This window comes from Oceanospirillum maris DSM 6286, from assembly GCF_000422865.1.
In the GTDB taxonomy this organism is placed as follows: Bacteria; Pseudomonadota; Gammaproteobacteria; order Pseudomonadales; family Halomonadaceae; genus Oceanospirillum; species Oceanospirillum maris.
The window spans coordinates 111,918-136,753 of the sequence record NZ_KE383937.1 but is presented as its reverse complement, the minus strand read 5'-3'; the positions used below and the strand labels follow the sequence as shown (position 1 = coordinate 136,753).

Sequence of the window (24,836 nt, the reverse complement as noted above, 5' to 3'; positions counted from 1 at the left end):
TAGGCCCCCGAGCATGACAACTATCACAACCTAAAAAATGCATATTGTCACTTGTCTGGACTACCGCCAAAGTATTCTGGTGGCAATAGGGACAATATTGCTGAGATAACGCCATAAAAGACCTTTTTTCGCGAACATAATCATTATGTGATAGAAAAATGAGCCAATTTTAGCATTGGTGAATTTATATTCATAACGAGAAAAGATAAAAAACCATGGGGAAATCTTACAAAATACAACAGATTGCTCGGCAACTATCTATACTGAGACCGTCCTACTCATGCCAAGACCATCCCTAGTCTGGCATAACACCTTACAACGCTTTCTCAAGCGAGAAGGCTCCGCGCAAATCTCCCGCTTTAAAGCCTTTCGCATTATCATGGGGGTAAAGTGCTTGTAACTTCTGGCTAACCGCTGGTTTCAACTCACTGCCATGACAGGCAAGGCACTGCTCTGCCACCGGAATAGCCTTCATCAAACGCAACTTTTTCTGGCCACTGTTATCCGTGATCACCTCTGAATAAGCTAGCGCTTTCAGATCAGCTCCCTGAGTTGCCTGTCCAGCAAACTGCTCTAACACTTTGCGCTCCCAAGCATCTGGGGCGTTTTGTGGATTACGCAGCTTTAGACTAGTACGACTGATTTGCCAGCCCTTCATACCAGAAACATCATCCGTCATCGGTATAGCTTTTGTGTTACAAACTTCAATCGCCGCAGGCAATCCTTCTTTTTGTGCCGTGGTTTTAAGCTCGCCCATCAAATTTTTTGCCAGTGTTTGAATCACCGTTTTAGCTTCGGCTTTTAGTTCAGCCGGTGTTTGTGCATCAGCAGCCAACACAAAGGAGGAGGTCGATAAGACAGGTAATAACGCTAGGGTTGTGAGTAATTTATTCATGATGTGCTCTAATCTCGGTAAGGTATAAGGTATTAGTCAGGTGTTTTATAATTAGAAACACCTAATACTATCGAAGCACACAAAATTAGAAAAGATCAAAATAAGAAAAAGTTAAAGCTAAAGCGCTTCCTGTGTCTTCAACGGGCTGTTGAGCTGTGTCAGTCTGCGGCTTAGGGTGTTAAGCAGTACGCCGTACAGAGGAACAAAGAGCAAAAGGGAAATCACTATTTTAAACAGATAGTCTAAGGTTGCGATCTCTACCCAGTTGGCGGCCATAAAAGCATCTGGGCTTTTATAAAAGGCAATGGAGAAGAAGGCGAGTGTATCTAGGGCGTTACCCACAACGGTAGATAAGGTTGGAGCGATCCACCACGGGCCGGTTTGGCGCAGTCGATTAAAGACCTGTACGTCTAGAATTTGCCCTAAGACATAAGCCATAAAGCTGGCGATGGCGATTCGAGCAACAAAGAGATTAAATTCACTCAGCTGGCCAAGGCCTTGATACGCGCCTTCAAAGAAGAGTACCGATAGCACGTAGGAGACAACCAACGCCGGTAGCATCACTTTAAAGATGATTTTTCGGGCCGCAGCGGCGCCTAAAATACGTACGGTTAAATCGGTTGCCAAAAAGATAAATGGAAAGCTTAGAGCGCCCCAAGTGGTATGAAAACCGAATAAAGTAAAAGGCAACTGCACAAGATAGTTGCTTGAGGTAATAATCAGTAGGTGAAAAGCCACCAAATAGGTCAGCGCTTTGCGCTGTTGAGCAGGTGTGAATGCACTCATCAGTGATACCTTTTTATTGATTGGGGTGAGGGAACCCAAGTAAATTTTTTGAAGCCTTTATTTTTGAGGACGTTAATATCCGTTTTGAAAAAACCAATAGCGGACTGACTTAACCAATAACAGGCTGACCTTAACATCATTCGATAAACAAACGGCTTCGCTGGCGCTGCATTATACAGAAGCGAGCTTTAACCAAAAGTCTTAGCAGTAAAAAAATCTCTGATTAATTTTTACAGGCCACAGCTTCCGGTTAATCCCGGTAAGCACTGGCTTGTTTCTCAGATTCCCCTATGATGCTCATCCTGTTACACCATCCCATGCATCACCGATTAAGCCACCTGATTCAGATAAACTGCTGACGAGAGCTGCTATGTTTTCTTTTTTTGAACGCCTTATCCCCGCCTTTCCCAAGGAAGAGCCTCAACAACCTCCCGCTAAGTTGCTGCAGTTTTGCCTGCATTACACGAAAGGCATGGGGATTCCTCTCCTTTTAATGTCAGTGTTAACAGCGGGGGTAGCGGTTTTAGAGGTGACACTGTTCAGCTTTATGGGACAGCTGGTGGATTGGCTGTCGACTCAAGACCCCAAAACCTTTCTCGAACAAGAAGGTGCAACTTTATTTTGGATGGCACTGGTGCCTTTGGTGGCGCTGCCGTTAGTTGGCCTGTTGCATTCTCTGGTGGTACACCAATCTCTGTTGGGCAACTTTCCTATGGTGATTCGCTGGCAGGCACATCGTTACCTGCTGAAGCAAAGCGTGTCGTTTTACTCCAACGATTTTGCCGGCCGTATCGCTACTAAAGTGATGCAAACAGCCCTTGCGGTACGCGAGTCCGTGATGAAGCTGCTCAATGTGCTGGTTTATATTGCGGTTTCTTTTATTGCCATGCTGGTACTGGTGGCACAGGCCGATTGGCGACTAATGGTGCCAGTGCTGGTCTGGTTGCTGCTCTATATCGCAGTTCAGGTCTATTTTGTACCTAAGCTGAAGGCGGTTTCCACCGATCAAGCGGATGCGCGCTCACTGATGAGCGGTCGTATTGTCGATTCCTATACCAATATCGCGACGGTGAAGCTGTTTTCTCACACCAACCGTGAGGCCGCTTTTGCCCGAGAAGGTATGGATCAGTTTCTTGGCACCGTATACCAACAGATGCGGTTAGTCACTTGGCTGAATTTTTGTGTGCAAGGCATCAACCACCTACTGACTTTTTCAATTGCAGCCCTGTCGATCATGATGTGGCTAAACGGTACTGTGGGTGTGGGGGCTATTGCGATTTCTATCGCACTGGCTCTGCGTTTAAACGGTATGTCTCACTGGGTGATGTGGGAAGTCAGCGCACTGTTTGAAAATATTGGCACTGTGGTTGATGGCATGAGCACGCTATCTAAGCCCCTACAGGTACAGGATCATCCCGATGCCGCACCGATCACCGTGGACGAAGGTGGTATTCATTACGACCAAGTCGTTTTCCATTATGGTGAAGATAAGCCGGTAATCCCGCTGTTAAACCTTAGAATAAAACCCGGTGAGAAAGTCGGTCTTGTGGGGCGCTCTGGGGCGGGAAAATCAACACTTGTAAATCTGTTGATGCGTTTCTTTGATGTTGAGTCCGGACAAATCAAGGTAGACGGTCAGGATATTCGACACATCACTCAAGATAGCCTACGGGCGCAGATCGGCATGGTGACGCAGGATACCTCGCTGCTGCATCGTTCGGTACGAGATAACATTCTTTATGGCCGACCAGATGCCAGCGAAGAAGAGATGATCGCCGCCGCGAAAAAGGCAGAAGCCCATGAGTTTATTCTCGGCCTCACCGACCAAAAAGGCCGTAAGGGGTACGATGCTCATGTGGGTGAGCGAGGCGTGAAGCTCTCCGGCGGTCAGCGCCAGCGTATCGCCATTGCACGGGTGCTGCTGAAAGATGCGCCGATTCTGCTGTTGGATGAAGCAACTTCCGCCCTGGATTCCGAAGTAGAAGCTGCCATTCAGGCGAGCCTTTACACGCTAATGGAGGGCAAAACTGTCATCGCCATTGCCCACCGTTTATCCACCATCGCCGCATTGGATCGTTTAGTGGTGCTGGATAAAGGGCAGGTACTTGAACAGGGCAGTCATGCCGAACTTATCGCTCAAAACGGCATTTATGCGCAACTCTGGGCGCACCAAACCGGTGGTTTCTTAGGGGAAGAATAAGGCGTTTGATATTCCAGTGATTTATCCTTTAATCATCCAAATTACCATCTTTTATTGCACTCAAAATAGTTTTTCAGAAAATCGACAAACGCAACAATTCGCGCCGGTAGAAACTGCCGGTGCTGATACACCGCATAGATATTAAGCTCTTGGCTAGGGTAATCTTCAAACAAGCCCACTAAGCGGCCATCTTGCACAAAGGGTGCGGTGATAAAGTCAGGCTGTTGAATTAACCCCATGCCTTGAGCGGCAGCCTCACATAACGCACGGCCATTATTCAGTGCCAACGTCCAATTAATACGCACTTTTTGGCGCTGGCCTTTTTTATCTTGAAAGACCCAATAGTTTTTATCTTGCGTATGATTGGTATAAAACAGACAGCGATGCTGTTGCAGTTCTAGTGGATGTTTCGGTGTGCCGTACTGCTCAAGATAGCCTGGTGAAACATACACGCCACCGTGGCATGTCGCTAGCTTCTGTGCCACAAGACTTGAATCCGCTAGATTGGCAATACGAATCGCCACATCAAACTTATCAGCGGTTAGATTACGCTGCCGGTCATCCAGCTCTAATTCAATACGCACCAGCGGGTATGCCTGCTGAAATTGCTGAATCGGCTCCATCAAATGTAATAAGGTAAAGTCCATCGGGGCGGTTAGGCGCAGTAAACCACGGGGTTCTTGCCCTTGCTGGGTGACAGAAGATTCGAGTGCTTCAATTTCAGAGAGCAAACGACAACAGTGATTGTAATAATAAAGACCTTCATCCGTAGGCTTCACACGACGTGTGGTACGATTCAGTAAGCGAATACCCAACTCTTTTTCAAGGGCGGCAATATGTTTGCTTACCATAGCCGTTGAAATATTAAGGCTTCGCCCAGTAGCGGCAAAACTTTCCTGCTCCACAACACGGCAAAAAACCTGCATTGCTGTATATTTATCCATACATACATCTTTCCTGTCTGAGTAAAAGCGATCACCTTATATATTAACTTGCCACAAGTGAGCCAAAAAAAAAGCCAAATCATTGTTAACTAAAAAGAAATAGTGAATCGTTTTTAGCACCTATTATCAAGGTAATAATTCTCTACTACAATAGCGTTATTACATCGCGGCCCTTGCTAAACATGCCCCTTGCTAAACAGGCACGACCTTTAGCAAGCCGCGATCTTAGCTAACGGATCTCACAGGAAAACATCATTATGCTTAATACTTGGCTTAAACCGGCATTACTCGCGACAGCACTTATATCCAGCTCTACTTTTGCCGCAGATTATAAAATTGATCCGGCCCATACGGCGGTTCTTTTTAAGGTTAATCACCTTGGCTTCAGTGAAACAGTTGTGCGCTTCAACGGGCTTGAAGGCGAATATAGCTACGATGCAGAGAAACCTGCGGCATCTCGCGTATCGGTTACTATTGATGCTGACAGTTTAGATTCTAATCATGAAGCCCGTGACAAACATATCAAAAGCCCAGACTTTTTGGATACCAAGCAATACCCTGAGATCACTTTCACCTCAACCCATTACCAAGGAAGCGCGACTCAAGGTGTTTTGACTGGCGAACTGATGCTGCACGGCGTTACAAAGACAGTGAGCTTAGACATCATAAAAATAGGTGAAGGCTTAGATCCTTGGAAAAATTATCGTAGCGGTTTTAATGGCACCGCAACCCTTAAACGCTCTGATTTTGGTATTGATCAGATGCAAGGGGCTATTGGCGACGAGCTTAAGATTGAGCTGTTTATTGAAGGCATCCGTAGCCAAGGCCAACCATAACTTTGTTAACAAAACAGCCGTATTAACGAGCTATCAATAAACAAATAATCCGATAAACAACAGCGCTAACCGCTAACAGAGAGAGATTCCATGTACGGTGAATCGGTTTCCCCTTTAATGATGCTTTTACCCATGGTGATCTACCCGCTGGCTAGCGCCTTAATTCTTGGGTTTATTATATTTAAACTGGAGCAAGCCGGTAAAACCCAAGCCGTTTATCTCTTAGCGCCAGCCTTAATATGGTTTGCTTGGCTAACGGCGTTTCAAGGCATTCATACGCGCTGGAGTTTCCCTCCGGCCCAGGCAATGGACTGGCTGGCACTTATGCCACTTGTTCCTGCCTTAGCCATTCGGGTTCCCCATCATATCCGCATGGCAGGGTTCGGGGTGGCTCTTGTATTGAGCTTTGCCGTTGTTGCTCAGCCAATTGTAGGCCGTATGTCGATTATTGACCTTATCAGCCATACCATTGGAGGTTTACTGGTTGGCGGCATAGCCATTATGGCCTCTGATCGCCAAAGCAATAGCTTTCGCTTCCCTGTTAGCCTTATCACCATGATGGCACTTTCAGCGGTGGTGATTGGTATTTCCAGTTCGTTATCTCTTGCTCAAATGGTTGGCGGCCTATGTGCTTCCCTTGGTGGTATCTGGTTACTCGCTCGCGTCATCACATTTCAGGAACGCACCCTATTCGCAATCACCCAAGGAGCTGTGGCGGTTTGGCTAATGGTACTGGCTTACGCCCATTACTACGCCGATGTGAGTATCTGGGCGCTGTTATTACTGGCCTTACCGATATTAATAAAGTGGCCTCGCCAATCAAGCGATACACAGCCGTGGTGGAAAGCTCTCAGTACCACGTTAATGCTAAGCTTGCTCCCCGGTTTATTAGCGTTATGGCTTGTATGGCCAGCCCAATCATTGTTTTAAACATGACCATTTACCCCTATGGCAGTTTGTCGCTGTGACACTAGGCCACATTTCCATTTAATGCCGATACGTTAATATTCCTTCCCATGCATTAACAGCGAACTGGCTTTGATCCTCCTGGGCTGTTACGACAGCCCAGCAAAGCCAAATGCTCCCTTCCTAATGATATAACCTGAAATGACACTAGAAAAAAGCAACAAGCATTCTAGTTAAAAAAGCATTCTTATTTGAAGAGAAGGACCCCTTTCAATGAAATCTTTGCCCCCTATACGCTCTCTACTCTCTTTAGCCGTAACGTCTGCATTAATGGGTACTCCTTTTATTGTTACTCATGCCGCAGAAGCTGATACAACAGAAACCGACACAGCCTCAACATCAACCGTATCAACCCCCACTTATTCAGTCGCGCCAACAGGGTTGATGATTGAGATAACCAAAAGCCAGCCACAAGCATTAAGCCAATCGTTGCAAACGCTACAACCGGCCCCTGTTACCGATGGTGGTGAGCTGCTAAAAAGCTTGAACGGTATTTCAGGAACGCGTATGGGTGGTCGCGCGATTGACCCTATTATCCGAGGCCAGAAACAAACAGCGATTAATGTCTTGCTTGATGGCGCTTATTTACATGGTGGTTGTCCGAACCGTATGGACCCTCCCACCACGTATACTGCCGTAGATAGCTATGACTGGATTACGGTTATAAAAGGCAACCGTACGGTGCAATATGGTGGCGGCGGTTCTGGTGGAACGGTGCTTTTTGAGCGTAAATGGCCCGAATTTAACAATAAACCGGTCACAGGTTCTGCCAGCAGCAGCTATGAGTCGCAAGGTGAAAAATGGGAATTAGCCGCTGACATTGCCGCAGGTAGTGATCAAGGTTATATCCGTGTCATCGGTCATGCCGCTGAAGGCGATAACTATGATGATGGCGATGGTAACGAAGTTCGCTCTGCTTATAAAAGCCAATCGGGCACGTTAATGGCTGGGTATGCGCTGAGTAATAACACCCGAATTCAAGGTAGTTTTGAAAAAGCGGAAGAAACCGATGTTCTTTTTCCTGGTGCCGGTATGGATAGCCCCTATGCGCGCGCAGAGAATATCCGCTTGAAGCTGGATCACCAGTTTACCGATGGTTCTGTTAAAACGCTAAAAGCAGAACTTTACCAAAGTGATGTTGAACACCTCATGGACAACTATAGTCTGCGAGATTTAACCGCAGCAATGAAAATGGATGCCCCTTCAACCTCAGACACCCAAGGGGGGCGCATCGTATTGACAGGGGTCTCCAATCGTATTGATTGGCTAGCGGGTTTAGATCTTCAAAAAAACACCCGAAACGCAAATCAGCAGTTGCCAATGATGATGAGCAAAGTAGCAGGTATTCAATGGCCTGATGCTGAGATCCAGCAAGTAGGCCTCTTTGGTGAAGCAGAATATACAATAAATGCCAAAAATCGTATCAAAGGCGGCCTACGGATTGATCAAATAGAAGCCAAGGCTAACCGTGCTAGCGAAGCCTTTACTGGTGGCATGATGGCAAGTAAAACGCCAGAAATGCTTTACGGTACCGGTGATACAGATCAAGAAGAGACCAATATTGGTGGCTTTATACACTGGAATCACAATATTAACGCCCTATTCCAATGGGAAACCATTGCCTCCCGTAGTGTACGTACAGCCGATGCAACAGAGCGCTATATCGCCACATCTAAATGGATCGGTAATCCAGAGCTAGAACCTGAAAAACACCATCAGTTAGAAGGTATTCTTTCGGTAGATATGGGGGCGGCTAAAGGTTCGTTGAGTGGCTGGGTGAATAAAGTTGATGACTATATTTTACGCTCTAATATCTCCGGTAAAGACCGGTACAGCAATGTAGATGCCACCTTAATCGGTATTGAAGCTGAAGCCAGTCACCGTATCAATGCCAATTGGTTATTTAGCACCCAGCTAGCTTGGATTAAAGGTGAAAATGATGATAACGGCGAAGCCCTATCTCAGATATCACCGCTGGAACTGAGAGCCAAAGCGCGCTACCTACAAAATAACTGGCAGACAGGTATAGAGCTAATCTCCGCAACCAAGCAGGATGAGGTTTGCTTGTACGATGACGCAAATTGTGGCGGGCAAGATGTGAGAAAAACACCGTCTTATTGGGTTGCTAATCTGGACGCCCAATATCAAGTACAAGAGAACTTAAGCTTAGACGCTGGCATCAATAACTTATTTGATAAAAGCTATACGTTACACGAAAGCCGCAACGACACCTTTAACCCTAATCCTATTCAAGTGGCTGAACCGGGCCGCAGTGTTTGGCTTAAAGCGCATTATACATTTTGATACTGCTCTCCACTGATACTACCCTCCGCTAAATCAGCCAAGCTGATTCTAGCGGGGGATTCCTTCCGATAAACAGCCATGTCTGGCCGTGAGATGTTCCGTTCAATATCTAACTAGCCAAAAATAGCTACAAATTGATTCTTTATGTAACTGAATTGATTGAATCTTTTTGTTTTGTATCCTTATAGATACATCTATAAATTATTATTCTATGATCAAGCTCAGACACCCTTTTTAAGCCCACAAGGCAAAAAATGGGATGCTTCCAACAAGGGATAGCAGATAGCAATAGCAGGTGGATATCATGAGAGCGGACTATATCAATCCTGTACTTTTTTCGGTTATGGAAACTCTAACTCAAATTACTCACCATGAGCCTCATCCAGGCAAAGTTAAGCTTAAAAGGCATGAACTCTCTCAGGGTGTTGTTACAGGCTTAGTGAACCTTCAGATCGACCACCACATAGGCTCATTAGCACTGAGCTTCAGCCGAGATTTGATTTTATATCTCACTTCCGAACTTACTCATCAGTCTATTCGCCGTATTGATAATGCAGCGCTAAATGTTGCTGGTCGTTTGACTTATCTTGCCTGCAACGGTGCTAAACAGTATTTACCCAATAAAGATGCTCACTTTATGCTGACTAATCCTCAGGTATTTCAGGGCTTTCGCCAACGCATTCATCATGCAGGCCATGAGCCGAAGCTAATGCTGCAGTTTGAAACTCCAGCGGGGATCTGCTTCTCTGAATTTAGTATTGCTGGATTAGGTGAAATGCGTGGCGCCCATGGCGAGGCGCTATAAGCTATTTATTCCTTAGCTGCTGTAAATTAAGCGATAGCCATTGCTCCAAGCTGCCGTTATAGGGTCGATCCAGACTGTTAATCAACCACGTCGCTTGCGCCTGCTCTCCCTTGCTTGGCTTATCGCTAATCCAAAGACAGTTAAAGTCGGCATCTGCTTTTGCCTCATCATTCCCAGACTGAACATCGCTGACCATATCACTAAGTACGGGCAAACTGAGACTGTTTAACAGCGGTGTAAGGTTACGGTCATCACTACAAACCCCTTCTATTTCCTGCTGCCATAAAAGATCATCCACTGCGACGGCATAGCGAGTCACTCCGTTAAGATTACGCTGTAGATTACGTTCAATAATCGCCTGCTGCTCTGGCCATAACCGAAGCAGATCCTCCGCGATAATACTAAGCATTACCTTAAGATTGGCGCTATTGAGCCAGAAGTAATCCAGTGTATCAGCACTCTGTTGACGGCTAACTCGCGCACCCTCAGGTTTTAACTGTACCGCAGCATCAATAGGCACAATGCGAATATTACTCTGGCGCAAAGTGGGATAAGCCTCCCCTTCTGGCCAAACAGAGGCTATCTCAATAACAGCGGTGTAGGTCGGTAATTGCGCGATATCTTGAGGCAGTTTTTGCTCCAGCCAATAGCGGATACGACTTAGCGGATAGCGTTTAGACGGTAAATAATCCACCTCAACAGTCGTATCTTGCAATAATGATTGAGTTAACAGATGGGTTACCGGTAAAAAAGTAGCCACTCTTGCGGGAGAGTGTGCAGGAGAAGGCGAATCTGCTACAACAGCCGCACTTCCCATGACAAAGAAGAGTATTAAACTCAAGCCGCTATAACGCTGCAGCCGCCGCTTAATGGTATATGGAGTGATCATAAATTTAATTCTCAAATTTAGCTGACAGACTTTAAAAGCTTGAGCTGCTTTAACAAAACGATGCTTAAGAACAGACTACTAGCCAGTAAAACAATGGCCGCACCAGAAGGAATCGGAATCTCTAACCCCATGGGCAATAAAACCCCTGCGACACAACAGGTCGTTGAGATCAACAGCGTGCGGATAAAGAAGTCGCGAAGATTATGACTGATCAAGCGTGCCGTTGTTGCAGGAATAAGCAACAGTGCTCCCACCAAAACCGCGCCAATAATCTTTACTGCTGCAACGGTAATTAACGCGATAAGCAGTACAAAACCGTAGTCCAGTAATGTCACATTAGCCCGCGTGCCACCGGCACCCTGTATACGTGCCAGCTCTGGCTGTAAAGCAGACATCAAAGCCTGATTACCATAACGCCAAGCCAGTAACCAACTGATCACAGAGATAATCCCGAGTAAAATCAGATCACTTGGTGTAACCGTTAGAATAGAGCCAAACAGCACATTTTCTAAAATATGCACATTCACTTTTTTCGCAACATAAAGTAATAAAGCCGCGCCAAGCGCGATGGCAAAGGCGAGAAAAACCCCCACTAGAGCATCATAGGGCACTTGGGTTCGGCTTTTCACCCAATGCAGCAATAGTGCAAAACAGAGACAAAAACTAAATAGAGCGGCAATAGGGTGGCTGGCAGGCTCGCCTAATAAAATACCAATGGCAACACCGGTTAATGCCCCATGTCCTACGGCTTCGGAGAAAAAAGCCAAGCGCTTCACCACGACTAAAGTGCCTAGGGCACCTAATAAAGGACCAATTAATAGTGCGGCAATTAAGGCGTAAAGGACAAAGCTGTACTGAAACATCTCCGGTAGCCAGCCGTCGTTGATCCCCTGCTGTAGGTAATCTGAAATAGCCTGCATTACGCCAACACCTCCTGTTCGCTTGCGGGGTGAATAACAGGGTCATCTATCGATCTATTCGGTACAAAAACCCGCTTCAGCCCTTCTGAAACCTCGACCACCTGATCAGCATACTGCTGCACAAAAGCATCACCATGATGCACCATAATCAAGGTGCAGCCTTGAGCCTTTAAGCGCAAAATCAGCGCTTGTATCTGTGCTTGAGCCTCTTGATCTAACCCTGTCATCGGTTCATCTAAAAACCAGAGTTTAGCCTCTTGAGCCAATGCCCGAGCAAAGAGCAAACGCTGACGTTCACCGCCAGAAAGCTGGCCTAGCTTGCGGTCTTGTTTATCAGACAATCCGACCTGAGCTAATATCTGATCAATACGCGCCTGCTGCTGACGATTAATACGACGGAAAAATACCCGAGCATGAATACTGGCGTTTAGATAATCTCGAATCGTAATTGGAAGCGTTGCATCAAAGGCTTCTAGTTGAGGAATATACGCTACAGTCTGCTTGTCTTGATTTGTCTTTTGAGCGGGCCAGTGACGTAGAACCTCACCAGAATGAGGCATTAACCCCGCCATACATTTTAGTAAAGACGATTTCCCCGCACCATTTGCACCGGTTAATAGATGCAACTGTCCAGCCTCTAAATATAGATCCATTGGCTTTAGCAGCCTATTTTCACCTAACGTTAGGCTCAGTTGCTTCAGCTCTATCCCAGGGCCCATATTAATGCGCTCCTTGTTGCTGAAAAGTTGCATCTAATGCGTCTAAAAGTGCTTGAGACAGTGTTTCTAAGTTCTGTTCCATCTCACGGTATACTTTATCTTTTTCATATTCACCAAAGGTCATATGAGAGAAATGATACAAACCAACACCTGTCGCTTCTTCAATCGTTTTTACGTAGCGGTTATCCATATCCAACTCCGTAAACAGCAAGTTAACGTTGGCGGTACGAATACGATCAATGGTTTTTTGCAGCTGAGTGGCGCTTGGCTCTACTCCGTGCGCCGGTTCAATCACCGTGTCGATACTGATACCAAATTCCTGTAGGAAATAACCATAGGCGTTGTGCGTACTAGCGATGCGTAGTTGTGTTAGATTTTTTTGCTGCAGCGCCTGCATATGCTTATTTTTTAGCTGGCGTAACTTACGCGCATAATTCATCGCATTTTTCTGGAAATAACGCGCGTTATCTGGGTCTAGCTGACCTAGCTCTCTGGCGATGGTATAAATCTGACGGATCGCCGCATCAATAGAGACAAAACTATGAGGATTCCAGGCGTTGCGGGTGTTTGCCGCCGCCAGTAAAGGCACATCTTTATTCGCGTAAATCAGCGTTAATTGCGCTTTTAATTTCGGCTGACTTTTTAGCAGCTTATCAACCGCATGTACCGCGAACTCATCATGGCCGATGCCATTAAGCACCAAGGCATCCATCGTCATTAATCGGTTTAAATCTGAAGGCTGTAACTCGTAGCTATGGGGGTTAAAGCCAGAGGCAACCAAAGGCACAATCTCTGCTCGATCACCGACAACTTCAGCCACATAGCTGTAATAAGGATGCAGGGTGATGCCCACTTTTAAAGGTGCCGCAAGTACCTGACCGCCTAAAAGCACTTGCCCACCATAGAGAACCAATATAGCCGCTAAAAACCTTTGACGCAGGCTAATACCATACCCAGTGAGACGGATTGTCCGTAATTTATTGATTGAAAAGAGAGAGAATAACCGCAAAAAAAAGCTCAGAGATAAAGCAAAAAGGACAGATACAACACGCACAATACGCACGATAGAACTCCTAGATCATCAATTTATACATTAAAACCCAGACAGTTGTAGCTGCCACAGCTCATCTTGATGGCAAGGATCTGCCATTAATGTTCCAGAAAAACTATATAGTTTCGCCGGAAGGCCAAAGTCCTGAGGCAGTAGCAGCATAAAGTTAAGCGGGCTGGTGTTATGAGGGCTGTTTCTATGTGGGTGATTGTTATGCCCGCCTTGCCCGATATAACAACCTACCGCAGGGTTTAACCAGTGATAAGCCGCGTCATGCTTTTCTGCTGACGGTTCCTGAGAAAAAGTCAGTCCTTGGGCAAAAGGCGGTATGCCGTAGGCCTTCAGGGCCTCAATATCGGGCCACTGATGATCCGTTTCAGCCATAAAGCGAATATCACTGGCAGCGCTGCTCAGTTGAGTCAGTAGCGCTTTTTCCGATGAATCAAGGCTTAAATGCTTTGCCGTTTCAGGAATAGGCGCTTGGTTCAGTAAGACACCAACACTGCCAATTGCCAAAATCACCACTAAAGCCAGCAGGCACCAAACGGTTTCCTGCTGGCCATTAAGAGGCTTGACGCTTTCCGTGTACCGGCCGCTAGCTCTAGACTCAGCAGACGCAGGGCTAGAGTTCGTCATAGTCGATCTCTACCGGTGACTCATGGCCCGAATCAAAACGGATGTAATACTCTCCGCTAGGCGCTGAAAACTGCACAGCAGATGCCTCATCCGTTTTCAATTGCAGTAAAACCTGATCACCGTAATCCAGTACTGTAACCGGCTTATTCACCGTTAACGTGCCATCGCTAAAGCCCGTTTCACAACGAACCGTATCAGCGTTTTTTTCACAGTTCATTAATGGATAATGAGCCAGTGACATAGTGCTGTTTAAACTTGCTGCCAAGCCGATAATAAGTGCAACGGCAACTGGCTTTAAGCGACCAGCCCCTCTTATTTGACGAGGGATCAACGATTGGGCTATTTGAAAATGCATCATGCTTAACCTCTCCTCTTTATTCAGGCTTAACGTCTTATTTGCTCTTAAGGCAGTTGCGCATCAAACGTCATATAAAGCATATGACTTTCGCTATCCGCTTTATCCGTTGCAATATCACGCTCTAGCTGAGCCGATAGATACCAAGGGCCTACGATTTCAGGCGTAAATACCAACAGGCCATCTTTGCCAGTTTTTAGTTTTTGCATTAAACGATCGTTGCGATATTTAGTGCCGTGAGGTGTTAGTTCAACATTCACATTCGCTGCGGGCTTACCGTCAATAAAGAATTGAAAACTGACTTCATCGCCTGCAACAACATCACTTGGGTGGGTAGGGCCTGCCAATTCGAGACCTTTGTTTTTCAGCTCTAACACCTTTTGGCTGGGTGCTTGCCAAGTAATATAGCTAACGGCACTCACACTGATCAGCTTGGTGACAACGTTTTTAGCATCTTCAGGCAGCTGAGCTTGAGCGGCTTGTTTGTCTGCAAATAAACGTTTCTTCGCATTCCGCTTACCGTGGGTATAGAACGTAAAGTAGATGGGAGCACGATCTGCCGCTAACTTCCAAGTACCAGCTTGGTTAATATCCAGATCAAACACGCTACGTCTCTGGCCTTTGAAATAGCTGCCTAAACGCTGCTTGCCACCTTCTGGCGTAAAAATAGCAACACGATCTAACGACAGTGCTTTATCAGGACTAAAAATAGTGTGTGAAGCGGAAGCATCGACCGTTACCCACTCGCCTTTATCACCAGAGAGATTAAATTCATGGGGCAATAACCACACAGGATGCGCCTGAGCTAAACCAGCAACACTTAGGTTAATGGCTGCAGCACTCAGTGCTAGAGCAGTCACTCCTACCGCTTTTTTACCCCAGTGCTTTAATTTCATCGGCAGTTTATAAGACATCATATTTTCCTTTTTAATAAGAGTAACGCAGGGCGTATTGAATAAGATTCGCTTCAAAAAGCGATACAGAGCGCCCTAGGGCTGAACAATCTCAACTGGGCCAAGCTCTTTTCCTGCTTTAATACGAAAACGTGTATTGGTGTCAGGCAGCTTAAATTTCTGCTTTAGTAAGGTTCGACTTCCGTGCTCTCTTGCCGCCTCTAACACCAGCTGGTAATCACCATCAGCCAAAGGTTGGCCAGCATCATCTAGCCCATCCCAAGAAAGGCTATAGCGACCAGGACTACGGGTGGCACCCGTGAAGCTATCGGACAAGGCTTTGTCAGCAGGGGTTGAAGAGCTTTCAATATAACGCCCAGCCTTGCGCCACCAGCGTCGTAAGTCTTTTAGCCATTTTTTATCCCCGTGCCACACCGCCAGTGTTTTAACAGACTTACCTTTACTGTTCTCAATCCAGACCGCCACATAGGGGCGCTGATACTGGCCTGTGGCTATTTCAGGCAGGGTAAACGTAATATCCAGAGGTTTTTCATCGGCCTTCTTCTTAGCACTGCTATCAGCATTAGCTATAGCTTGCCCGGCCATCAATGGCAGACAAATAAGAATAGAGGCGATCATCAAGCAAAAACGCTTGGTATAAGCAGCGGAGCCTATTGATCGAAGCAGGATGGTCGGTACAGTTAAAAACATGGATAAGGCTCCTAGAGCGTTTGCCAATAAAGAAAAAGAAACATCGCGGCACCTAGTCCGCCCACACCGATTGCTCGCGTGCGGCGCTTTTTCTGGGGCAATAGCAACCAGAAGCCGCTTAGGGTAAACAGCAAAAGCACCGCCGCAGAGGCATCAATAAACCCTCGCCACAACGCGCCGGTATGACGACCTTTATGCAGGTCATTTAGCTGAGCAATCAGGCCTGAATACTTAAGCTCCAACACCAGCTCACCAGCGGCAAGATCAAATTCTGCAATGCTATAACCGCCTGGCTGCTGAATATCCACAACGAACAGTTGCTCTTCGCTATCCCAATCCAGTCGGATTTCCTGCCCTTGAACCTGATATTCACTTCTTAGCCATTCGATTAAAGGTAGCGCAATGGCTATTTCGCTCACGGGATTGCTAGAACTAGGATTAGAGGCTGAGCCTGAATTAGCGTCTTGCTCGGCCTCTAAAAATGGTTGAACCCGCTGAACCAGATCATCCGGTATAAGGCGCTCAACTAACTGAGACTCGGCGGAGGCTCCAAACCAGTTTTGATGATTAAGCGTGATACCCGTTAATGTAAAAAAAAGCATGATCAGCAGCATAAACATAGAGCTGTAGATATGGACGACACGTACTATTCGCGCAGGAAATAACCCTGCCATTTTATCCATGATGGTATTTATGACCTGCACCTTACTTTTGGCTAACACGCTGTATTCCTGTGCCTTTTCCAGTCTTAAAACAAAATATACGGTAAGAAGTCATTACGATGGCTGACCAGATAAAACTGATAATGATTCTCAATGCGGAGGTTATTATGGAGAGAGAGGGAGCTATCGAAAATGAAATTTACACTCTTTACGTTTCTGTAAAACAGGTGATTTTTTTAAACATGCTTTTAAAAGTAAGAAGGAGAGATGGAGTAACCCATAGGGCTAATCTGCTGGTAACTCAACAACCATCATTAAACCGCCTGCAGGAATATTCTTAGCGGATAGCTTGCCGCCTAAACGTTCTGTTTGCTTTTGGGCGATGGCTAAGCCGAGACCAAAACCACCATTTTTACGCATACGGGCTTTATCCAATCGGTAAAATGGCTCAAATATTTTTTCCAGCTGCTCACTAGGTACACCCAGCCCTTGATCTTGAATACAGACTTTTAGCCCCTTTGATTCATAACTGAAAACCCATTCACCGCTAACCAATAAGTCCGTATTGGCCGGACTGTGGATTAAGCCATTGCGGATAATATTTTCTAGAATTTGACTCAGTGCTAGCCCATTGGATTTTTCTAGAACAAGATCATTCGGGTAATTACGAATAATATGGCGGGAGGAAAACTCAAATTCAGCATCATCACAGATCACATTTAAAAGCTGACTCAGCTGAACCTGTTCTTGCTGTTCTGGTGGCAGCCGGTGCCGTTGATCACTATCAAGCCAGGCAACAGTCATCGCATCGTCTATCAGGTGATTTAGTCTTGAAATTTCTTCAATCATTTTGCTATCGCAATCATCCCGAGGCCAATCACTATCCAACACCAGTCGCATTCGAGCGAGGGGCGTTCTTAGCTCATGGGAAAGATCACCGATCAACTGTCTTTGTGAGCGAACAAGAGATTGAATACGACTCGACATCTGATCAAAGGTTGTCGCGAGCTGAGCCAGTTCATCCTGTCGTCGCCCCAACTGGGGACGCACAGGATCAGCTGACTCTTTATTTGTTAAATCCATTGCAGCATTCTTGAGAATATTGATGGGTTTAAGCAGGTAGAAATAAAATCGATGGGTAAAGATCAGTAAAATAATTAAGGGAAGCAGCCATGTAAGACCAACATGCAGTAGCATCAGATTTGGCTTTGGCCGCATACTTTCTGGTAAACGTATCACAAGGCTTGCGCTTTGATCAGGAAAAGGAATACCAATAAGCACCTCATCCCACATCGAATGCACCGGCCAATGAAGCTGTCGCTGAAAACTCAACCTTGAGAGATATTGAGGGGGGGCTTGCGTTCCAAGGCTCGATCTAAGGTCTTGGGTCAAAATAGCGACCCAAGTATTATGCCGCCGCTCAATCTTTTCGACCAATGCCTGCATACCTTGAATATCTTGGTTTCGATGAAACCGAGCCGCTGCCTGCGCATAGCCCTGTAATTCAGCCTGGTTTTGTGGGGCTATTCGGGTGAGTTGGTTGGACAGATGCTGATCTGTTTTATGCAAGATGGCGAACAGTACTAAGCTACCGATACACACAAACAGAATCAGTACGAGATAAAGGCGCAACCTCATCGATAACGATATCCCTGACCTCGAATCGTTTTAATTAAGCCTTCATAGGGCAGACACTGCTTAAGTTTTTGGCGCAAATTACTGATATGCATATCAAGGCTGCGATCGTAGCGACTAAATGCTCGATTTAAAACGACTTGGTACAGATAGGGACGGCTAAGCACATCTTCTTTGCTTTTCAGTAGCTGCCAAAGCAGCTCAAACTCAACCGGAGTGGTTTCCACGGACTGCCATTTATTCTCTTCAATTTTTACCTCTACCCGCTTATCTTTACGACAAAGCTTGAGGGGATCTTCGGTAATGCTGGATAAGTCATCAATTGCTGATTTGGCATAGCAGCGCTTGAGTAGTACTTCAATTCTAAGTTGCAGCTCTTGCAGGCTAAAAGGCTTGGGTAAATAGTCATCAGCCCCAGAATGGAAACCGTTGATACGATCTTGCTCTTCTCCTAACACAGATAGAAGAATAACCGGCGTTTCTTTACCACCAGAGCGCAATCGGCTAAGTAGGCTTAAACCGTCTAAACTCGGCAACATGACATCCAATAGAATAATTTGATATCGGCCTGTTAATGCCGCTAACAAACCCGCTTCACCATCTTCGCAGAGATCAACCTGATAACCGTGCTTGATCAGTGCCTTAGAAATCAGCGTACTGACATCGGAATCATCTTCAATAAGCAAAACCTGTAGCGGCTGTCCGCGCTGCCAATGCAACCCGTCTCGCTCACCACCTGTAAAACGCCCTAGCTCTACCTTTGCATTCATCGATAACCCTCACTAGAGATGATTCAGAGAGGGCTATTCTAAATTAATGAAAACAGTTATCAATAACAAAGGATAATAAAAACCATATAGATCAATATATTCTATGTTGCTGATATTTAAGAGCGGGCATCGCCACAAAATGGATTACTTGTCCGCTCACGGCCAAAATTCGACATGGCACCATGCCCAGGAATAAAGCGCACATCATCACCTAAAGGAAACAGCTTCTCACGAATAGAACGAATTAAATCGTCGTGATTGCCTTGGGGAAAATCTGTACGGCCAATAGAGCCTTGGAACAATACATCACCCACCTGAGCCAGCTGGGTATCGGCATGATAAAAAACAACATGGCCGGGGGTATGTCCTGGGCAGTGAAGTACCTGAAAAACCTGCTCGCCAACCTGAACCGTATCACCATCTTCTAACCATCGGCTGGGAGTAAACGGTTTGGCTGCAGGAAAACCAAACATTTGGCTTTGCTGAGCCAATGCCTCAATCCAAAACGCATCGTTTTTTTGTGGGCCAATAATAGGCAGATTAAGTTTCTCTGCTAAGTCACCAGTAGCTCCCGCATGATCAATATGTCCGTGGGTTAGCCAAATCTGAGTCAATGCTAACTGTAGCGCATCAACCCGAGCCAGAATTTTATCCTGATCACCACCAGGGTCGATAACAGCCGCTTCTTTAGTCTTACTGCACCACACTAATGTGCAGTTCTGTTGAAAGCCCGTTACAGGGATAATCTCATATTCCATGCCTAAATCTCTTACTCAGCTCTAATTTCAAATGTGAATTAAACCATAAAGTGAAAAAAATAAACCAAAAGGTGAAAAACTCACTATCCTTAAGGACCTTCTCTTTTTATGGGTTTTCACAGCTAAACTGGGCTGCTCAGCAGTGCTTCGTCAGGAGACTGAGCGGGATTGTCCCTTTTTTTAAATAGGCTGGTCAGGTATCAACGGTGGGAGTTCGGTTATTTCCGAACCGTCCCAAATTGCTATCCAGTCAGACTCCATTCCAAAAATCATCAATATAGCTGTTTTCCCTTTCAAATTTTTTTTCCAGTTAGCTATGTCAACAATAGATGGATTAGGCTTACTTTCAGGATGAGTATGCCATTCCCCCAAATAGGTAAGACCTCTGCCTGATCGTTTCCATGCATTAAGCACTTTCTGGATATGGTGTTTGCTTTTTCTAACAAACCCATACCGGCTTGCAGAATCCATTTTAGAGGGTTCCGTATAGGAAACTATTTCTATACTGATCGGGCCATCATCACTGCCTTGTCTAAAGCAACCAATAAAGGTCCCGCCAGATTCAGGTTGGCTAGAATTTCGCTGGCGATACTTAGAAAGCGTATCCAGTATATGAGAGGGGATTACCAAATATCCCCCTTTGGGTAGGTGGGTTACAAAGTCATCCGTCATCACTGTTTTTGGCAACATGGGCACCCTTTGAATTTATAACTCTTATCCTTGTTATCCCGGATTGTCGAGTCTAGGCTGATATGTCGGAAGCGTGGTGCTTTGGGTGAAAATATGGCATCCAGTGACATTAGCTGAACCATGGAAGCTGCGTGTGTTGATACACCTGCAGCAAATGGAATGTAGCTGTCACCACACCGCTGGTGTCTGACGCTGATCAGTGCTTCGGCAGGATCTTTATACAAAGAAAAACGTTCTTGCACAGCCCCAAGATCGCTACCGGGCTTAGGGATTAGAAGGCATCGATAACAGGCATATACACCATCATCTATCAATCCTCTGACAGCTTTACCACCAGCATCAATCCACGCGTGAAGTATCGGTACTCCCCATTGGTTATTACGGCGCTCCTGGTGGGTATAGTGAGCAAGGAGTGTGGAGAAGTTCTCGTTACCGGTTGCATCAATAACCAAGTCGAATTTTTTAAGAAGGTGGAGTGATCTTAAATCAAAGTCACCATAGCCCTTAATATCCACAGAAACAGAAGAACTATCGCTGATATAGTGCGCAAGAGCTTCGCCTTTCTTTTCACAGAGGTATTTTGTTCCTAGCAAGTGCCTGCCAAGATTTGCACTACTTAAAAGGTCTCCATCAAAAACAATAAACTGACCTGACTGACCGGCTCCGGCCTTCACTAGCAGATCCGCGGCAAACCCTCCGACCGTTCCACAGCCGATAAGGGCAATTTTTTTACCCTTAAGGGAAGGGGTTCTCAGATTGCGGTCCACAATGAACTCAGGAGTCACATCAACAGCAGCGCAACGAATTAGCTCCAGACTAACAGAATTACTGCACAGTATTTGCCGGAATCTACTTATTTTAGGTGGCGGAGCTGGCTGCCCACCTTTGGATTTACTTCGGTTCGACTTACGACTTGTGAAACGAGTTATGAGAGCGGACATACTGGTTGTGAATTTAGCATAGACCCCAATAGGACCACTTAAATCAGAATACAAAAAAACGACAAAAGAATTGCCTGTCGGTGGATCTGCTATCAAACTTTTTAGGAGTTCATTCTCTGCTGCAGGGTCGCATGATAGGAGCCAGCCCATAAATGCTTTCCATGATTCAGGGGGCCATTCTTCGCTAGACAGTGGCACCGCTGGCTGGCTGGTCAACTTTATAGAATAGGCTTTGCAAATACGATTCAGTTTATCTGCGTTACCATCTCTTCTTTTAACCCAATCGGTGGCTATCGCTTCAGAATCCGCGATGACACCCTCTGAGTATTCCTCTCCAGATAACCTGATGCGGTCATACGTAAAAAAGTTTGAAACTTTTTCGGAGGCTGATATGAAACAAACTCTCTCTGGTTGCCAATATCTATCAAACTCACCTGCGTACTCTAATTCTCGGTGTTTTTTGTTTGAACCCACAAATGTTTCAAGTAGCCCTTTAATCGCTCCAATAATGGCAAGCGTTGTCCGGTAAGGCTCATACGGATCAAGAAAAACAGACTCTTTATCCAGATAACAGAGCCTGTTGCCGGGTTCCAGGTGTGGCTGGTTCTGCGCAATACCGGAAGGAATATCCTTAAGTTTGACAACCGGTATCGTTTTAAAAGTGTGATCAAGTTGGGTAACAATAAGATGAAAAAGGACACCATCGATAGTGATGGTGCCCTCCCAACGTTCTTCTACACCAGCTGCAATTCGCTTATAGCCATTTTCTAAAAATGCCTGCTGCATCCGACGTAGAGCGTTTTCAACAACCGGCTGCATCAAGCTGACCTCTGGCTCGGTGGTGGCGCTGGAATCTGCTGTTGCTGAATTGGCTGTTGTCGCACAGTCTGAGCGACTGTAATTCGCTTCACGTATTGGGGTAAATTGGGCAACCGGCCACCAAAGGTCTGAATGAGTAGGTTTATGACCTCCCTTTCATCGTTGGCCCCACAAAGTGCCTGTTGAATGTTTCCAGCAAACTTAACAATTTCTGCTCTGATTTCCTGCAGATCCTTTTCTGAATGATTTCGCGGAAACATAATCTCCCCCTCTTCAGCCGGGTTCATAATTTGATCTGCGAACTGGAAGGGTAAATTTTTGGCCACATCCAAAAGCGCCTGACAGTCAGAGGCAAAGTCTGGGAGATTTTGGTTTAGCCGCGAGTTGAATGTCTCTGCGACAGCGACCATCAAACAAATTGAAGATGGGCCTCCGCCATTTGGCCAAGTGTGATCTCGCCATGCTTTAAGATAGCGACAGACACGAACGATCGTTCCCCCAAATTGTTTTTTCTGATTTAAAAACCAATCTCTGATTTTTTTTGGATCGGATATCGTCCAGTGTTTCTCGTTCCTCAGAGCCAAATAGACTTCGTTTGGATCGAGGGCAATTGAGTCCCAGAAGTCGATATACGAGTCTTGAGCATAATTTTCCATAGTAAGGTGGCTTGCCTTCAATCGGGCTTCTTCAAGATGCTGAGCCCTCTCTTCAGGAATCGCATAAAGAGGGATATCCATGTGAACACCAGGATTTATTTCCAACTGGGCACAGGTATCTTTCTCTTTAAATTTCCAGTCATTCTTGGCAGCTAAATCTTTGAGAATTTCATCCACCAAATAGAACAAGACATTTTTTATGACAACAGGACTCTTCTCAACGACTTTCATCGGAAAATAAACGCCATCATCGATATCAATCTGCTGGGGCGGGGTCATTGCCGGCTTGTTTAGCGTCTTGTAAGCAAAGCTGCCTTGTGTGAAAAACTTGGGAGACAAGCGAGTGGCTTCTTCGATGTCCTCTCGGGTATAGTCCATACCAAGCAGCAGATCGAGCAGTTCTTTTGGTAGGCCATTCTCACGAATACCCTTGAAAGCCTTCTTTACTTCCTTCCGGACACTATCACGAAGCTGCTCAAGTAATTTAATTTCAGTATCAGGAATTGAGATCGCGTTGAGGAAACGCCCTGTGGAGCCGCTTGGGCAATAAAAAACTTTAGAAGCATTAAATTTCTGGCTCATTGGTCACTCTCCTGGGTAGCAACGTTTTTCTGTGGTCCATGATAGAAAGATGGTGTGGGGGCAACATGGGTAAACGCTGCCTTCAGAAGTTGATCATTAATTTTGTACTGAGCGTCTTTTTGCGCCTGCGCCTTAAGCACATCAGCTGCTTTATCCGAGGCATTATCCAGCTCTAAACCAATTTTAGAGTTATCAGGAGTGTTTGCAGAGTCGATCAATATCCTTTGTGTCTCAGGCAGCAAGTGTCCAGTAATCTGGTTATGAAGGCTTTCCGTTGAAGACATAGACATGGAGATTAAATCCTTTCCAATACCCCAGCTCCAATAGCCATGCGTGCGCTTTGATTTTCCTGATCGGGTAAACGCCTGCCCCATTGTTCCAACAGAAACCAATCGAATATTTTGAGTCTGTTGGCCAAGAAAATACCGGGCCTCATGAAATGCCATTAACGCAGGAGAGTTTGCGGCCAAGCCGCCGTCAACGTAGGTAGTGCTATCAATTTTATGAGGAGGAAAGTATGTAGGGGCGGCACTCGTAGCGAGGGCTATATCAACGACTTTATATTTCCAGTCCCTTCGGAAATCGACATGGTGAGGGGTCTTAAAGGTTTGAACCAAACCAGTGCTGGCGTTAATCGCGGGTACCAACACCCGTGTCTTGACTTCCCCGAGCGTCTTGTCACCCACAACGTCAGAAATGACCTTACGGAGTTGTTCTGCATTATATTTCCCAAATACCAACTGATGAAACCAGCTGGTGCCATAAAGTCGTTTGGGGAAAATCGACTTGCGATTTGTATCCAGGACCTCTTGAAGCTGCCGTGCTGTTACCCCCGAGGCCAATGCCAGCCCGAGAATGCCACCAATGGAAGTACCGGAGATCAAATCAAAATGTTGACCAATCCAATAATCAGGATTACCAGAACCCTCAGCAAGATATGTTTCCAGCTCAGCCAGGACGCTTATCGTGTACAAACCTCTCACACCGCCGCCGCTCAGAGATAAAATCTGGAAAGGGGGAGACTCGTCGTTCATAAGTGCCTCATACTAAAAGAGTAAAGGGGTAGACACTCTTTTTATGGGGATTAATTAAAAACTTTCAATCCAGCTAAACAAAGTTATGAGTAGGCGTATCTTATTTTCCTTCTTGCAACCCGGCGAACACACCCTGCAATCTGCCACATAGGCAGTTGCTAAATACAGTCAAAAGCCTGGGAGTTTTCTCGGACTTTTTCACACTAGCAGAAACCATCAAAAAAATTCTCAACTTATGGTTTAAATTGTATTTCAGCTTATGGTTTAAAAAGTGACGTAACCTATTGATTTTTCTTTATCCGGTTTTTCACTTTATGGTTTAGTCCACATCAAAATAGGTTAGATAGCAAATACAAGCACAGAAGCCTAGTCGCTCGTC

24 protein-coding genes are annotated in these 24,836 nt (G+C 45.8%); 5 read left to right on the top strand and 19 right to left on the bottom strand.

All coding sequences use genetic code 11. The annotated features are described in order from the left end of the window. Positions 1-313: 313 nt before the first annotated feature. Both G517_RS0115200 and G517_RS0115195 read right to left on the bottom strand, forming a co-directional pair. Complete coding sequence (locus tag G517_RS0115200) at positions 314-895, bottom strand: Tll0287-like domain-containing protein (RefSeq protein WP_028305113.1); 582 nt, start codon at positions 893-895, stop codon at positions 314-316. Between the two features lie 117 nt (positions 896-1,012). Beyond that, complete coding sequence (locus G517_RS0115195) at positions 1,013-1,681, bottom strand: 7-cyano-7-deazaguanine/7-aminomethyl-7-deazaguanine transporter (RefSeq protein ID WP_028305112.1); 669 nt, start codon at positions 1,679-1,681, stop codon at positions 1,013-1,015. A gap of 370 nt (positions 1,682-2,051) precedes the next feature. Between G517_RS0115195 and G517_RS0115190 the strand changes: the two genes are divergently transcribed. Further along, on the top strand, positions 2,052-3,881 hold the full coding sequence (locus G517_RS0115190; RefSeq protein ID WP_028305111.1) for an ABC transporter ATP-binding protein: 1,830 nt from the start codon (positions 2,052-2,054) through the stop codon (positions 3,879-3,881). A gap of 41 nt (positions 3,882-3,922) precedes the next feature. Here G517_RS0115190 and G517_RS0115185 read toward each other — a convergent pair whose 3' ends face one another. Further along, positions 3,923-4,825 carry a LysR family transcriptional regulator gene (locus G517_RS0115185; protein WP_028305110.1) on the bottom strand — a complete coding sequence of 301 codons (903 nt, stop codon included), beginning with the start codon at positions 4,823-4,825 and terminating at the stop codon, positions 3,923-3,925. 257 nt (positions 4,826-5,082) lie between these two features. Here G517_RS0115185 and G517_RS0115180 point away from each other — a divergent pair, with 257 nt between their 5' ends. The 4 genes from G517_RS0115180 to G517_RS0115165 all read left to right on the top strand — a co-directional run bounded on the left by G517_RS0115180 (position 5,083) and on the right by G517_RS0115165 (position 9,736). Then, the gene (locus G517_RS0115180) at positions 5,083-5,661 is read left to right on the top strand and encodes a YceI family protein (protein WP_028305109.1); all 579 of its coding nucleotides are present in this window, start codon (positions 5,083-5,085) and stop codon (positions 5,659-5,661) included. Between the two features lie 90 nt (positions 5,662-5,751). Next, positions 5,752-6,591: a hypothetical protein gene (locus tag G517_RS0115175; protein WP_028305108.1), complete on the top strand. Its 840-nt coding sequence runs from the start codon at positions 5,752-5,754 to the stop codon at positions 6,589-6,591. A gap of 249 nt (positions 6,592-6,840) precedes the next feature. Further along, positions 6,841-8,931, top strand: a complete 2,091-nt coding sequence (locus G517_RS0115170; protein WP_028305107.1) for a TonB-dependent copper receptor — start codon at positions 6,841-6,843, stop codon at positions 8,929-8,931. A 304-nt stretch (positions 8,932-9,235) separates the two neighbouring features. Beyond that, positions 9,236-9,736 carry a chemotaxis protein CheX gene (locus G517_RS0115165; protein WP_028305106.1) on the top strand — a complete coding sequence of 167 codons (501 nt, stop codon included), beginning with the start codon at positions 9,236-9,238 and terminating at the stop codon, positions 9,734-9,736. Position 9,737: 1 nt separating this feature from the next. Here G517_RS0115165 and G517_RS20295 read toward each other — a convergent pair whose 3' ends face one another. The 16 genes from G517_RS20295 to G517_RS0115085 form a co-directional block, all read right to left on the bottom strand. Further along, positions 9,738-10,625, bottom strand: a complete 888-nt coding sequence (locus G517_RS20295; RefSeq protein WP_051206469.1) for a hypothetical protein — start codon at positions 10,623-10,625, stop codon at positions 9,738-9,740. A 17-nt stretch (positions 10,626-10,642) separates the two neighbouring features. After that, positions 10,643-11,545: a metal ABC transporter permease gene (locus G517_RS0115155; RefSeq protein WP_028305105.1), complete on the bottom strand. Its 903-nt coding sequence runs from the start codon at positions 11,543-11,545 to the stop codon at positions 10,643-10,645. Continuing rightward, the gene (locus tag G517_RS19480; RefSeq protein ID WP_051206468.1) at positions 11,545-12,264 is read right to left on the bottom strand and encodes a metal ABC transporter ATP-binding protein; all 720 of its coding nucleotides are present in this window, start codon (positions 12,262-12,264) and stop codon (positions 11,545-11,547) included. Before G517_RS19480 ends, G517_RS0115155 begins: the two co-directional genes overlap by 1 nt. Before the next feature lies 1 nt (position 12,265). Then, positions 12,266-13,327 (bottom strand): metal ABC transporter solute-binding protein, Zn/Mn family, encoded by a 1,062-nt coding sequence (locus G517_RS19475; RefSeq protein WP_245543271.1) that lies wholly within the window; start codon positions 13,325-13,327, stop codon positions 12,266-12,268. 30 nt (positions 13,328-13,357) lie between these two features. Next, the gene (locus tag G517_RS19470; RefSeq protein WP_036591792.1) at positions 13,358-13,951 is read right to left on the bottom strand and encodes a DUF6162 family protein; all 594 of its coding nucleotides are present in this window, start codon (positions 13,949-13,951) and stop codon (positions 13,358-13,360) included. Beyond that, on the bottom strand, positions 13,938-14,309 hold the full coding sequence (locus tag G517_RS0115135; RefSeq protein WP_051206467.1) for a hypothetical protein: 372 nt from the start codon (positions 14,307-14,309) through the stop codon (positions 13,938-13,940). The genes G517_RS19470 and G517_RS0115135 overlap by 14 nt, the downstream gene beginning before the upstream one ends. Positions 14,310-14,353: 44 nt before the next feature. Then, complete coding sequence (locus G517_RS0115130) at positions 14,354-15,220, bottom strand: DUF4198 domain-containing protein (protein WP_051206466.1); 867 nt, start codon at positions 15,218-15,220, stop codon at positions 14,354-14,356. Positions 15,221-15,295: 75 nt separating this feature from the next. Continuing rightward, the gene (locus tag G517_RS0115125) at positions 15,296-15,910 is read right to left on the bottom strand and encodes a DUF2271 domain-containing protein (RefSeq protein WP_211224311.1); all 615 of its coding nucleotides are present in this window, start codon (positions 15,908-15,910) and stop codon (positions 15,296-15,298) included. 11 nt (positions 15,911-15,921) lie between these two features. Further along, positions 15,922-16,632 carry a PepSY-associated TM helix domain-containing protein gene (locus G517_RS0115120; protein WP_028305101.1) on the bottom strand — a complete coding sequence of 237 codons (711 nt, stop codon included), beginning with the start codon at positions 16,630-16,632 and terminating at the stop codon, positions 15,922-15,924. A 225-nt stretch (positions 16,633-16,857) separates the two neighbouring features. Next, entirely contained in the window at positions 16,858-18,210 is a 1,353-nt protein-coding gene (locus G517_RS0115115; RefSeq protein ID WP_028305100.1) for a sensor histidine kinase, read from the bottom strand. Next, positions 18,207-18,977: a response regulator transcription factor gene (locus tag G517_RS0115110; protein ID WP_051206465.1), complete on the bottom strand. Its 771-nt coding sequence runs from the start codon at positions 18,975-18,977 to the stop codon at positions 18,207-18,209. Before G517_RS0115110 ends, G517_RS0115115 begins: the two co-directional genes overlap by 4 nt. A 116-nt stretch (positions 18,978-19,093) precedes the next feature. Beyond that, entirely contained in the window at positions 19,094-19,735 is a 642-nt protein-coding gene (locus G517_RS0115105) for an MBL fold metallo-hydrolase (protein ID WP_028305098.1), read from the bottom strand. Between the two features lie 180 nt (positions 19,736-19,915). Then, on the bottom strand, positions 19,916-20,425 hold the full coding sequence (locus G517_RS19465) for a Mov34/MPN/PAD-1 family protein (RefSeq protein WP_051206464.1): 510 nt from the start codon (positions 20,423-20,425) through the stop codon (positions 19,916-19,918). Further along, complete coding sequence (locus tag G517_RS20290; protein WP_028305097.1) at positions 20,407-22,185, bottom strand: ThiF family adenylyltransferase; 1,779 nt, start codon at positions 22,183-22,185, stop codon at positions 20,407-20,409. The genes G517_RS19465 and G517_RS20290 overlap by 19 nt, the downstream gene beginning before the upstream one ends. After that, on the bottom strand, positions 22,185-23,423 hold the full coding sequence (locus G517_RS0115090; protein WP_028305096.1) for a CBASS cGAMP synthase: 1,239 nt from the start codon (positions 23,421-23,423) through the stop codon (positions 22,185-22,187). Before G517_RS0115090 ends, G517_RS20290 begins: the two co-directional genes overlap by 1 nt. After that, complete coding sequence (locus G517_RS0115085) at positions 23,420-24,457, bottom strand: CBASS cGAMP-activated phospholipase (protein WP_036591789.1); 1,038 nt, start codon at positions 24,455-24,457, stop codon at positions 23,420-23,422. Before G517_RS0115085 ends, G517_RS0115090 begins: the two co-directional genes overlap by 4 nt. Positions 24,458-24,836: the final 379 nt, after the last annotated feature.